The 12253-nt window shown below is 57.7% G+C and carries 10 protein-coding genes; 1 reads left to right on the top strand and 9 read right to left on the bottom strand.

Annotation, left to right across the window (positions count from 1 at the left end; all coding sequences use genetic code 11):
• Nucleotides 1-25: 25 nt before the first annotated feature.
• From NLU14_RS05200 to NLU14_RS05160, 9 genes are all read right to left on the bottom strand, one after another.
• Complete coding sequence (locus NLU14_RS05200) at nucleotides 26-820, bottom strand: enoyl-CoA hydratase/isomerase family protein (RefSeq protein WP_275705111.1); 795 nt, start codon at nucleotides 818-820, stop codon at nucleotides 26-28.
• Between the two features lie 45 nt (nucleotides 821-865).
• Nucleotides 866-1996, bottom strand: coding sequence for a CaiB/BaiF CoA transferase family protein (locus tag NLU14_RS05195; protein WP_275705110.1), 1131 nt, complete (start codon nucleotides 1994-1996; stop codon nucleotides 866-868).
• Between the two features lie 55 nt (nucleotides 1997-2051).
• Nucleotides 2052-3275 (bottom strand): CoA transferase, encoded by a 1224-nt coding sequence (locus NLU14_RS05190; RefSeq protein WP_275705109.1) that lies wholly within the window; start codon nucleotides 3273-3275, stop codon nucleotides 2052-2054.
• The gene (locus NLU14_RS05185; protein ID WP_275705108.1) at nucleotides 3275-4132 is read right to left on the bottom strand and encodes a MaoC/PaaZ C-terminal domain-containing protein; all 858 of its coding nucleotides are present in this window, start codon (nucleotides 4130-4132) and stop codon (nucleotides 3275-3277) included. Before NLU14_RS05185 ends, NLU14_RS05190 begins: the two co-directional genes overlap by 1 nt.
• Nucleotides 4133-4216: 84 nt before the next feature.
• Nucleotides 4217-5137, bottom strand: coding sequence for an SDR family NAD(P)-dependent oxidoreductase (locus NLU14_RS05180; RefSeq protein WP_275705107.1), 921 nt, complete (start codon nucleotides 5135-5137; stop codon nucleotides 4217-4219).
• Between the two features lie 62 nt (nucleotides 5138-5199).
• A complete protein-coding gene (locus NLU14_RS05175) occupies nucleotides 5200-6867 on the bottom strand; it encodes an acyl-CoA dehydrogenase family protein (RefSeq protein ID WP_275705106.1) in 1668 nt (555 codons plus the stop codon).
• Between the two features lie 89 nt (nucleotides 6868-6956).
• Entirely contained in the window at nucleotides 6957-8156 is a 1200-nt protein-coding gene (locus NLU14_RS05170) for an acetyl-CoA acetyltransferase (RefSeq protein WP_275705105.1), read from the bottom strand.
• A gap of 28 nt (nucleotides 8157-8184) precedes the next feature.
• The gene (locus NLU14_RS05165; protein WP_275705104.1) at nucleotides 8185-9633 is read right to left on the bottom strand and encodes a 3-oxoacyl-[acyl-carrier-protein] synthase III C-terminal domain-containing protein; all 1449 of its coding nucleotides are present in this window, start codon (nucleotides 9631-9633) and stop codon (nucleotides 8185-8187) included.
• A 68-nt stretch (nucleotides 9634-9701) separates the two neighbouring features.
• Entirely contained in the window at nucleotides 9702-10841 is a 1140-nt protein-coding gene (locus tag NLU14_RS05160; RefSeq protein ID WP_275705103.1) for an acyl-CoA dehydrogenase family protein, read from the bottom strand.
• 202 nt (nucleotides 10842-11043) lie between these two features.
• On the opposite strand from NLU14_RS05160, the gene NLU14_RS05155 reads away from it, so the two are divergent.
• Nucleotides 11044-12045, top strand: coding sequence for a LysR family transcriptional regulator (locus NLU14_RS05155; RefSeq protein WP_275705102.1), 1002 nt, complete (start codon nucleotides 11044-11046; stop codon nucleotides 12043-12045).
• Nucleotides 12046-12253: the final 208 nt, after the last annotated feature.

The following is a 12253-nucleotide window of genomic DNA, read 5'->3' as shown; positions in this document are numbered from 1 at the left end:
AACTTACTCGCTCCCCTTACCCGGCTCAGCGCCCGGTAAACTTCGGGGGTCTCTTTTCGTTGAATGCCCTGACACCCTCGACCCAGTCCTCGGCCATTGTGCTGTCGCCAAAGGTTTCGGCCTCCGACTGCAATTGTTCTTCCAGGGAATTGTCCGACGACTCCAGAATCAGCTTTTTGATGTTGCCGTAGGCCCGGGTAGGCCCCCTGGCCAGGCGCTCTGCCAGAGCCCGGGTTTCGGATTGCAGCTCTTCGGTAGCAACGACCCGGTTGATCAGGCCCATATCCAGGGCCTGCCCGGAGGTGAACCGGTCCCCGAGCAGCGCAATTTCCATAGCCTTCTTGGTGCCGACCAAACGTGGCAGATAATAGGAGGCGCCACCATCGGGACTACTGGCGATGTGGGAATAAGCCAGAGTAAAAAACGCATCCTCGGCGGCCACCACCAGATCACAACACAGCGCCAGGCTGACGCCGGCGCCGGCCGCCGCCCCGCGAACACTGGCAATAATGGGTTTGCGCAGGCGCCGCATGGTATACATGATGGCGTTGAGACCATGGATACGATTCACGAAGGTGAGTCGCCGCTCTTCCGGGGTAAGTTCGGTAAACCCCATGAACGATTTCACATCGCCACCGGCCAGGAAATGGTCACCAGCCCCCCGGAGGACCACGCAGCGCACATTGGTATCCGCCTCCATGGCCTGGAGCGTTTCAAGCAGTTGCTGCCGCATCTCGATCGAGAGCGCATTCCGGGCTTCCGGACGGTTCATGGTCAGATAGGCAACGTTGTTTTCTACTTCGTAGAGCAAGTGGGTCATTTTGTTATTGTCCTCCTGAGCAGGCTTTCCCGGTCCGACGGATCATCAACCGCACGCCGACTGCGCCCGCATTTCGTCAAGTTGATCAGAGCTGTACCCCACTTCGGCCAGTACCGTATCGGTATCGGCGCCGTAAGGTCGGGCAGCATGCTGAACAGCGGGAGCTGTGCGGCTGAACCTGGGCGCTGGCGCCGGCTGTTTGATACCGCCTACCTCCACGTAGGTCTGCCGCGCCAGGTTGTGGGGGTGATTCTGGGCTTCCTTCAGGTCAAGGACCGGTGCGAAGCAGATATCGGTCCCCTCCATCAGCTCACACCACTCATCCCGGGTTTTCTGCAGGAACACTTCCGCAATGGCCTGCTTGAGTTCGGGCCAGCGTGATCGGTCCATCTGCTGTGCAAACTCCTCACGTGGCAGTTCTGCCACTTCAAGCAGCTGATTGTAGAACTGGGGCTCGATGGATCCGATGGAGATGTATTTGCCGTCGCGGGTTTCATAGGTGTCGTAAAAGTGGGCGCCACCATCAAGACGGTTAGTGCCTCGCTCAAGGGAGTGGCGCCCCATCTCATAGGCCGTATTGAACATCGACATCAGCACGGCTGAGCCGTCGGTCATGGCGGCGTCGATGACCTGGCCCTTGCCCGAGGTCCTGGCTTCAAGTATCCCCGACACGATGCCCAATGCCAGGAACATACCGCCACCACCAAAGTCACCGACCAGATTAAGTGGCGGCACCGGCTTCTCTCCCGGACGGCCTATGGCGTGAAGCGCTCCGGTGAGGGAGATGTAGTTGATATCATGCCCGGCCGCCTGCGACATCGGGCCATACTGCCCCCACCCGGTCATCCGCCCGAATATCAGCTTCGGGTTACGCTCCAGGCACTGCTCGGGACCGATACCCAGTTTCTCGACCACCCCGGGGCGGAATCCTTCTAACAGGGCATCGGCACTTTCCACCAGTTTCAACAGGGCCTCGACACCGGCCTTGCTCTTGAGATTGAGGGAAATGGATCGTTTCCCCCTGCGACTGCAGTCCAGTGCAGGCTTTTCCGCTTTGGCACCCATACGTTCCACGCTGATGACTTCAGCGCCCAGATCTGCCAACACCATGCCGCAGAACGGACCAGGGCCGATGCCGGCCAATTCAATAATACGGACTCCATGTAGCGGTCCCATACAACACCTCCCACGCCACCCCCGGCAACCATGCCGGTCGATGATCTTGTTATGTTTAGTCAGACCCGGCCACAACCTTCTGGTCAAACAGCTTCGCGATCTCCGGCGCGGACAGGCCCAGGGTGTCGGCAAGAATTTCTTCAGTATGTTCACCCAGTTTTGGAGCCCGGCGTACCGGCTCCCGCTCCAGTGAGGTGAAATTCAGCGGGTGATCCGGCATCAGGTACTCCCCGATACCTGGCTGCTCCACCATCTGGAACAAAGGGTTGTCCGTCGAACAGTCAATATCCGATTCCACGGCTTCCTTGATGCTCTGGTACTTACCCCAACACGCACCGGCATTGTCCAGTTCATTTGCCACCTGACTGAATGGACGCTGTGCAAACCAGGGCTGGAACAGCTTGGTAATCTGCTCCCGCCCCTGATAACGGTCCCCTTCCTTGCGGAAATCGAGCCCCATCCGGGTTTGCAGTTCGTTGATTTCAGTTGCGGTGCCGGTCACCTCGACAAGCGCATGCCACTGGTTCGGGCTCACCCCGACCACCATCACCCGGTCGCCATCCTGACAGGCGAAATCGTGACCATAGGTACCGTAGATATCGTTGCCGATAGCGTCACGCTCGGTTCCATTGATCATCGCCTCGGCGATGTAACCGAGGTTGCCCAGCGTTGCCAGGGCAACATCCGCCAGGGCGATCGTCACCAACTGCCCCTCTCCGGTTTTCAGCCGATGACGCTCAGCCGTCAACAACCCCAGGGCAATCTGCTGTCCTGTGATCACGTCCCAGGCCGGCAATGGATTGTTCAACGGGGGAATCGACTTGCTCTTGCCCACACCGGTGATGGATGGAAAGCCCACCTTGCAGTTGACGGTATAATCCAAGGCCCCCTTCCCGTGACGGTCTCCCTTCAGGTTCAGGTAAATCAGATCATCCCGATAAGCCTTCAACCGCTCATAGGACAACCACCCCTTGGCCGGAAAGTTGGTCAGGAACATGCCAGCGTCTTCCCCCGGGGCGGTAATCAGCCGGGTCAATATTTCCTGGCCTTCCGGACGCCGGAAGTCCACGGCAATGGAACGTTTACCTTTATTCAGGCTGTGCCAGTAAAGACTTTTCTGGTCAGCGGTCACCGGCCAGCGGTTATAGTCAATGCCGCCACCAATAGGGTCGAAGCGGATGACATCGGCCCCCAGCTGTGCCAGCGTCATCCCACCTGATGGGGCTGCAACAAACGCGCTGCCTTCAACAACGCGGAATCCTGAAAGTATGCTCTGCATCAGCTGACCTCGGCATAGCCATTGTTGATCACCACCACATCGCGCTCGACGACACGACAGCGGAAGGCCACCTCATCACCGTTGCGCCAGATTTCCGTGCGAATGGTTTCACCGGGATAGACCGGTGATGAAAAACGCAGGCGGATGCGATGGAACCTGGCCGGATCGTAATCGCACAACGTCTTGAGAATGGCGTGTGTTGCTACACCGAAGGTACACAGGCCATGCAGTATGGGCGCCTTGAATCCGGCAGCCCTGGCCACTTCGGGTGAAGCATGCAAGGGGTTAAAGTCGCCGGATAATCGATAGATCAGTGCGGCCTGGGCGAGCGTGGGCAGCTCACACACCCGGTCTGGCTCTCGCTCGGGAATCGGGTCCGGCTTGGGAGATGCAACCGCCGGGCCGCCAAAACCGCCATCGCCACGGGCCAGGGTCGTGCTGACCAGCGTGCAAAGATCCTCTCCGGTGGCACTGTCACGCACCGTGCGCTCGGAAATGATCAACGCGCCCTTGCCTTCACCCTTGTCAATAATATCGGTGATTTTGGTGGTTGCCTCTACCTGCCCTGAGGCTGGCAGCGGCTTGTGCATGATCATTTCCTGACCGGCGTGCAGGATCTTGACCCAGTCAATACCGGTATCCGGTTCCTTCGCCCAGAACCCCGGATACGCCAACACATTGGCCTGGCTGGGAAGTGCCTTGAGGCCATCTTCATAAACAAATTTCAGGCAATCCTCATCCAGGGGATCAATACCCAGACCCACACCCAGTGCATAGAGAATCGTGTCCTTCTCGGTGTACTGATGCTTGAGGCATTCAAACTTACGATTCATCAGTTTGTCGTAATCAATGGCCACCGTTGCTCTCCTTTCCTGTTGCTATCGTTCCGCCCCTGCTCCAATCGGCAGATCAGAACAGGGTCTCTGGCGAGTTCAGCCGGATCAGAACGGATCCCAGTTGAAGACATCAGCGGAACGGCTCAATGGATAGAAATCGGCTTCAAAGGCCGGCAGCACACGATCCAGAACAGTTTCCGGAGTCCACCCCTCGGAGGTGTGGGCGGAACGGAACGGGCGCGGCTGACTGAACAGGAAGATCTCGTTGTTGCGAACACCAAAGATCTGGCCGGTAACGTTCTTCGCCTGGTCGCTGCACAGGGACACAGCCAGGGTAGCGATCTTGTCCGGAGTCATCTGCTGAATCTTGGCCACCCGGGCTTTCTGCTCTTCGCTGTCGGTCGGGATACTGCCGATCAGACGGCTCCAGGCAAAAGGTGCGATGCAGTTGGAGGTCACACCAAAACGCTGCATGTCCAGCGCCATGGATTTGGACAGGCCAACAACGCCCATCTTGGCCGCTGCATAGTTAGCCTGGCCGAAGTTACCGATCAGCCCGGAGGTGGAGGTCATATTGACGAAGGTACCACTGCCCTGCTCACGGAAGATTGGCGCCGCGGCGCGGCTGACGTTGAAAGTGCCCTTAAGGTGCACGGCCAGGACCGCATCGAAGTCTTCCTCGGTCATCTTGTGGAAGATCACGTCGCGGAGGTTACCGGCGTTGTTGATCACACCGTCAATGCGACCAAACGTATCAATGGCGGACTGGATGATCTTCTGACCGCCTTCCCATTCGGTCACACTGTCAAAGTTGGCGACCGCATCACCGCCAGCCGCCTTGATTTCGTCGACCACTTCCTGAGCCGGTGCGGCATCGTTACCGGAACCGTCAGCACTGCCGCCGATGTCGTTAACCACAACCTTCGCCCCGCTTTGCGCCAGCATCAGCGACGTTGCACGCCCAATACCACGGCCCGCGCCGGTGACGACGATGACTTTCCCTTCCAGAAGTTTACTGTTGCTCATGACACCCTCCTACAGGTCTCTTGTTTGATTCATCAATGTTGTTAAATACAATTTGCCGGCGTTCAGGCGTTAGCCACCAGGTTCCTGGCAATGACTTTCAGGGCCAGGGTCTCCTCCGCACCTTCGAAAATCGACAGCACGCGGGCATCCACGAAATAACGGCTGACGTCCGATTCTTCCGCGTACCCCATGCCGCCGTGAATCTGCATGGCTTCCCGGGTCACCCATTCCGCAGCCCGGCAGGTGAACAGCTTCACCAGACTGGCCTCCATCTGGCCCGCCCCTTCATCCATCATCCGAGCCACCGAGTAACTGAACTGGCGTGAGGCCGTCAGCGTGGCCATCATGCGACCCAGCTTCACCCGGGTCAGCTGGTAGTCACCCACGGCGTTTCCAAAGACCTTGCGCTCTCGGGAATAATCCAGAGCCTTCTCGAACGCGGCCTGCATCACCCCCGTGGCCCGGGCGGCGGTCTGGATGCGTCCGCCGGCAAAACCGGCCATGGTGAAATAGAAGCCCTTGCCCCGGCCCGCTTCCTCGCCAATCAGGTGATCGGACGGCACGAAGTAGTCCTCGAAGAACACGTCGTAGGAATGCATACCGCGGTAACCCAGAGTGGCAATGGCCTTGCCCGAGATGGTGCCGCCTCCGGGCTGGCGATGATCAAACCGGTGGCCCGGCGTTGCGGGCTTTTCCACCAGGAACAGACTCAGCCCCTTGTGCCCCAATGCCGGGTCGGGCTCGGTGCGAGCCATGGTGACCAACAGGCTGGCTTTGCCGGCGAAGGTGCACCAGGTCTTGCTGCCATTGAGAACCCAGCCACCATCGACCGGCGTCGCTTTCAGACCCAGCGAGGCCACATCGGACCCGTAGTTGGGCTCGGTAATGGCAATGGCGCAGAGTGTCTCGCCGGAGGCGATTCGGGGAAGCCAGGTCCCCTGCTGGGCCTGGGTACCCCCCTGCAGCAGGGCCTTGGCGGCAATTTCCGGGCGGGTGATCAGAGAACCGGCGCCACCCAGGGAGGCCTTGGACAACTCCTCCGTCACCACGATCATGCCGAGGCTGTCATCCCGGTCGTCCGGCTGCAGGCCGCCAAACCGTTCCGGAATGCTGATTCCGAAACAGCCCAGTTCAGCCGCTTGGTGGAGGATTTCATCCGGGATATCCAGGTCTTCCCGGTGGATTTTCTCGGCCAGGGGCGCAACAACGTCCGCACCAAAGCGGGCGAACATGTCACGCACCATTTCCTTGTCTTCGTTGAGCAGGGTCGGCAAGCGGGTGCTGCGGCGTTCGATGACCGTGGCGCCCACCGATGCCAGGAACTCGCCACTGCCATACACAGAGCGCAGTTCACGGATGTCGCTGTCAGCGTAGAGTGCCGACAGTTCCGCGATTTCCAGCCCCATATCGCCGGCACGGGCGATCAGCCGCTGGATCACGGAACTGACCGCTTCCGCGGAAAAGGCCAGCGCGGTGCTGACGGCAAACTCGTCTTCAGTCGCCGCGTCCGCTGCATAGCGGCACACCGCATCGGAAGCAGCGAGTTCCGCGGTACAGAAAGCCAGCTCGTAGCAGCTCAACTGGTGCTTATCCAACAGGTCGGAATCCAGCTTGCCGTTAACCATGGAAAACGACTTGAGGTTCTTCAGGCCCTGCTGAACATACGCCCGAACCTGACTGACACATCGGCCCGTCTGCTCCAGAGCTGCAACCTGTTCACTGACACTCATTACGACACCTTTCCGAATCTGGTTATTGAGGGACTGATCAAAGGGGCTCACCGGTGTGACCGGACACCCGGCCACACACCGGCACCTGCTTATTCGTAGCGACCTATGATGGAAATGCTGCAAATGTTCTGGTGAGGAAAGCCACCCAGGTTATGGTTCAGGGCAAGTCGGGGATCCTTGAGCTGACGGTCTCCGGCCCGACCCTGGAACTGCAGGTAGTTCTCATAGATCATTCGCATGCCCGAGGCGCCGATGGGGTGACCAAAGCATTTCAGGCCACCGTCAATCTGGCAGGGAATCCGGCCGTCGGCATCGAAGTCACCGTTAAGGACATCCCGAACTGCCTGTCCCTCATCGGACAATTGCAGATCTTCCATGGTGACCAGCTCGGTGATGGAGAAGCAGTCATGCACTTCGGTCATGCTGATTTCTTCCCGGGGCTTCCTGATACCCGCCTCGTCGTAGGCGCGCTGGGCCGCGATGCGCGTGGTCTTGATGTGCGAGCCGTCCCAGGTTTTGAAACCGGCTTCCTCGCCATTGGACACCGCCAATTGCAGGGCCTTGACCGACACCAGGTCTGCCTTGCCCAGGCGTTTGGCGATCTCCGGCGTGGTCACGATGGCGCAGGCAGCACCGTCACTGACGCCACAGCAATCGAACAGACCGATGGGCTCGGCAATATACGGCGCATTAATGGCCTGCTCTTCGGTGATCTCGCGCTGCAGGTGGGCCTTGGGGTTCTTGGCGCCATTGGCATGACTTTTCACGGAAACATGCGCCATGGCACGCTTCAGGTCAGCCTTGTCGACACCGTGCTTGGCGCGGTAACCGCTGGCCAGTTGGGCGAATGCCCCGGGTGCGGACAGGTTCGGCCAGTACATGTCGTTCTCAACACCGCGAGTACGCTGTGGCAGGCCGCCGTAACCCACGTCCTTGAGCTTCTCGACACCCAGCGCCAGCGCAATGTCACAGGCTCCGGAAGCGACCGCATAAACCGCACCACGAAAGGCTTCGGTACCGGTAGCGCACATATTCTCCACTTTAGTAGCGGGGATATTCGGCAACCGCAGGGCGATCGACAGCGGCATGGCGCTGGAGCCAACGTTGAATGCATCAATACCGGCGCCAAACCAGGCCATCTGGATCTGGTTTTTGTCGATGCCCGCGTCTGCCAGACCTTCCTCAAATGCCTCAACCATCAGATCCGCAGGGCTTGTGTCCCAGCGCTCACCGAACTTGCTGCAGCCCATTCCAAGGATCGCTACTTTATCTTTGATTCCACTAGCCATTGTCATTCACCTGTCTTAGCTGCGTAAGTTATTGCTGGACCGGAGTGGCTTTCCAGAAGTACTTCCGGAAGCCCCGCTGGTTATCGAACTGACGGATACGGAAATGCATCGACACCGGTACGCCGGTATCGATAGAGCCCGGCTCCACCTCGGTGAAGTCCATCATCAGACGACCACCGCCCTCGAACTCAACCAGGCCGAAATACGCAGGTGGGTTCCAGTCAAACGTCAGACGGTCAGCGGTCCAGGTCTTGACGCGGCCCTGTACGGCAGACATTGGATAATCGTCCTGACTGTCCAGTTCGCCGCATTCGGGGTTAACGCAATAGTTTTCCTTGGGGATCTGAATGGTGCCGCAGCTACGACATTGGCCACCCACGAAGCCAGTCAGCAAATCCTTGCGGCGGTACATGGCAGCGAGGTAGCTTTGCTTGTCCGTCTCACCACGCTTGCCGACCTCACGCTCTACCAGGTTGTTAAAGCTCAGGAAGCGGTTGTAGTTGGCGTCTTCACGGCGACGCGCCAGGGCGCCGGCAAAGCCGGTCTTCGGCTGTTTGTCTTTGATCTTGTCGGTGGCACGGAACAGAACCGCGTCGGTGCCCTGACCAAACCCGGTCACCAGGATAAGATCACCGGCAGCCGCTTTTTCCAGCGCGGCGGCCAGCAACAGGATCGGGTGAGCCACACCGGATACCCCCACGCTACCGATATGGTTGTCCACCAACGCTTCGGCAGAGATCCCCATCTTTTTGGCAACAGCGGCCGGCGTTTTGGCCTGATCCGACGCCAACACAAAGTGAGCAATGTCGGCGGTTTTCACACCCGTCTTTTCAAGCAGGCGGGACACCGCCTGGGGTACGCTCTTCATGTAACCTTCATCACGAATCCAGCGCTCTTCCCATTCATAATCGAGGGTCGAGTCCTCACCGCGGTAATGGTCGACGAAGTCAGTCACATAGGTTTCGCTGCCCAGGTATTCGGCAATAACTTCCTCGGCACCAACACCGAGTGCTGCAGCGCCATCACCCCAGAGCATTTCGGCACGCGAACCGCATTTGCTGCGCCGATGCTCCGACGCCACCAACAGCGCATTGCCGCTACCGCTGGCACCGGACTCCAGCATCGAGATCAACGCCGAGGTTCCCGCTCTCTGGGAGGCGGCAACATCCATCGTACGAAGCTGATCACCCAGATTCAGAGCCTGACTCACAACCACCGAGTTCTGGCGATCCAGGAACGGCAGAGTGGTAGACGCCAGGTACAGCGTATTGACGGATCCGGCATCCAGCGTTGACAGGCAGTCCTGACCAGCCTCGACAGCCATGGTGATGGTGTCCTCATCCCAGTTACAGACGCTGCGCTCGCCCTTGGCAAGGCCGCGAAGGCTGGGGTCAAACCAGTCGTTGGCATCGGCAATAGCCGCCTTGGACAAGCGGGTTCTGGGAATGTAGGCACCGTAGGCGGTTATACCAAACATGTGAATTCCTTCCTTTAGTTGTGCAATCTCAACAATCGTTGGTGGTGATCAAGAAGCTCTGCTGGCCGTTAAAGCGAGCGCCCGATCACCAGCTTCATGATTTCGGAGGTGCCGCCATAGATCCGACGGACGCGGGCATCCACAAACATGCGGGAAATCGGGTATTCGCGCATGTAGCCGTAGCCACCGAACAACTGCAGGCACTTATCGACAACCACCCCTTCGTTTTCGGTGGTCCAGAGCTTTGCCATGGCCCCCTCTTCCGGGGTCAACACACCTTCGTCACACTTCTTGATGCACTGATCGAGGTAGGCCCAACCCACTTCCAGATTGGTTTTCATATCGGCGAGCGTGAACTGGGTGTTCTGGAACTCGAAAATCGCCTTTCCGAACGCCTTGCGCTCCTTGACATAGCCCGTGGTGATGTCGAAAGCACGCTGGGCTTCGGCCTGTGCGCGACAGGCAATGGTGATTCGCTCACGGGGCAATTCCCGCATCATGATCCTGAAACCCTCACCTTCCTCGCCCACCAGGTTGCTGATGGGAACACGCACATCCTGGAAGAACATTTCAGAGGTATCGGCCGCCTTCTGACCGATCTTGTCGAGGTTGCGACCGCGGGAGAAACCGGCGCGGTCCGTTTCGACGATAATCAGGCTGATGCCACGGCCACCGGCACTGGGGTCCGTGGTACAGGCCACCAGGACAAAGTCACAGTTCTGGCCGTTGGTGATAAAGGTCTTCTGACCATTGATGACGTATTCATCGCCATCCCTGACGGCCGTGGTGCGAAGATTCTTCAGGTCGCTGCCAACTCCGGGCTCGGTCATACCGATGGCAGCAATTTTCTCCGCTGTCACCATCTTCGGCAGCCAGTACTTTTTCTGCTCTTCCGCACCGGCGCTCATCAAGTAATAGGCAACAATATCGGCCTGAACGGAGAAGCCGACACTGGCACCACCAACGGCGTAACCAGTTTCCTCGGAAAGCACCATGTTGTAGAGAAAGTCCGCACCCGGACCGCCGTACTCCTCCGGCACGCCACAACACAGAAAGCCGTTCTCCGCAGCCTTCTCCCAGAGACTGCGTGGCACCACACCCTCTTCTTCCCATTGCTCGATGTTGGGCTCCAGCTCAGCACGGAAAAAGCGGCGGACATTGTCACGAAACAGCTCATGGTCGCTGTTGTAGATTGATCGGTTCTGCATAATTTTATCCTCTTGGTGCAACAGGAAACCGTTGATGCAACCAACCGTAGCAGCAAGGGAAAACTACAACAATTATATACTTTTTATATGAGCCATCTTATAAAGGCATAGCTATAGTTAAAGGATAGCCACCAAGACTATTCCACAAATGTGGTATAGAGTATGACCAAGAGATACTTAATTGTTATGGAAGAGGGATAGCATGCCTTTCAACCTGAATATTGACTTGCGTCAACTGAATACCTTTCTTACGGTCGCCGACACTGGGAGTTTCAGCCGCGCATCCGAGAAGCTTTTCGTGGCACAACCAGCGCTGAGCCGACAGATCAGAATGCTCGAGGAGGCGCTGAACGTTGAGGTATTTGTCCGACACGGTCGGGGCGTGGTATTGACCGCCGCCGGCGAGCTACTTTACGAACGAGCCCGTGCCCTGCTGCAGAGCCTGGAAAGAACTCAGGCTGATGTGACTGCAGTAGCCGGCGAGGTTACCGGCCAGGTGACACTGGGGCTTTTGCCCACCGTGGCCCATACTTTTTCCGGGGCCACCATTGAGGAGTATCGCAAACGCTTCCCCCAGGTCACTCTTGCTGTAAAATCCGCCATGAGTGGCACACTGCAACAGATGGTGATGCAACACCGACTCAATCTTGCCATTACCTACAGCCACCACGGCAGCCAGAAGAATCTGCGCTACAGACCGTTGATCGAAGAGCGCTTCTACCTGATCTCCCCGCCTGACACCAAAGTCTCCAAACTCTCCGAGATCACGCTGGATGAGGTGATGGATCTGCCACTCGTGCTACCGGAGGAAAAACATGGATTGCGCGTACGAATGGAAAAAGAAGCGGCGGAGCGAAACAAAACCCTGAACCTGGCACTGGAAGTCAGCGCCTGGCCTATGCTGACGGATATGGTGAGGCGGGGACTGGGCTACACCATCCTTTCTTCAGCTGCGGTACACGACATGACAGAAAGATCCGAAGTCGTCGCTATCCCCATCACCTCCCCGGAGATCAGCAGAACCCTGGCGATCGTTACTCCAATGGATCTTCCCTCTTCCGTGGCCACTCTCAAGCTGGCGGAGATCATCATGCAGCAAGTGGCCATACAGGTGCAGACCGGAATCTGGAACGGAAAGTTGTTATTCGATCCAAAGGAGATTGGCAACACCCATAAAAGCCCGATACTGCAGGAGGATAGATAGAAAAACTGGATAGATAGAGCCTGACAATATCAGAACCCAGACAACAAGAATACAAAAAAGGCATAGGTAATATCGAATATAGATAATTGTTGAAGCGAATATCTACTGTTACTTTTCAAGCGCTACCTGACGTACAAGGATAATTTCAAGAAGGCGTCTGTCAGGGTACGCCTGTGTAGAACGTCGATATTCCAACAATAATCTTTGG

Source organism: Marinobacter iranensis (assembly GCF_029207565.1).
Classification (GTDB): Bacteria; Pseudomonadota; Gammaproteobacteria; order Pseudomonadales; family Oleiphilaceae; genus Marinobacter; species Marinobacter iranensis.
This window is presented reverse-complemented; position numbering and strand designations above follow the sequence as displayed.

Coding starts and splice junctions, on each gene's coding strand:
- NLU14_RS05170 (WP_275705105.1), bottom strand. CDS start 8,156: ATGGCTAGTGGAATCAAAGATAAAGTAGCGATCCTTGGAATGGGCTGC.
- NLU14_RS05190 (WP_275705109.1), bottom strand. CDS start 3,275: ATGCAGAGCATACTTTCAGGATTCCGCGTTGTTGAAGGCAGCGCGTTT.
- NLU14_RS05160 (WP_275705103.1), bottom strand. CDS start 10,841: ATGCAGAACCGATCAATCTACAACAGCGACCATGAGCTGTTTCGTGAC.
- NLU14_RS05165 (WP_275705104.1), bottom strand. CDS start 9,633: ATGTTTGGTATAACCGCCTACGGTGCCTACATTCCCAGAACCCGCTTG.
- NLU14_RS05200 (WP_275705111.1), bottom strand. CDS start 820: ATGACCCACTTGCTCTACGAAGTAGAAAACAACGTTGCCTATCTGACC.
- NLU14_RS05175 (WP_275705106.1), bottom strand. CDS start 6,867: ATGAGTGTCAGTGAACAGGTTGCAGCTCTGGAGCAGACGGGCCGATGT.
- NLU14_RS05195 (WP_275705110.1), bottom strand. CDS start 1,996: ATGGGACCGCTACATGGAGTCCGTATTATTGAATTGGCCGGCATCGGC.
- NLU14_RS05155 (WP_275705102.1), top strand. CDS start 11,044: ATGCCTTTCAACCTGAATATTGACTTGCGTCAACTGAATACCTTTCTT.
- NLU14_RS05180 (WP_275705107.1), bottom strand. CDS start 5,137: ATGAGCAACAGTAAACTTCTGGAAGGGAAAGTCATCGTCGTCACCGGC.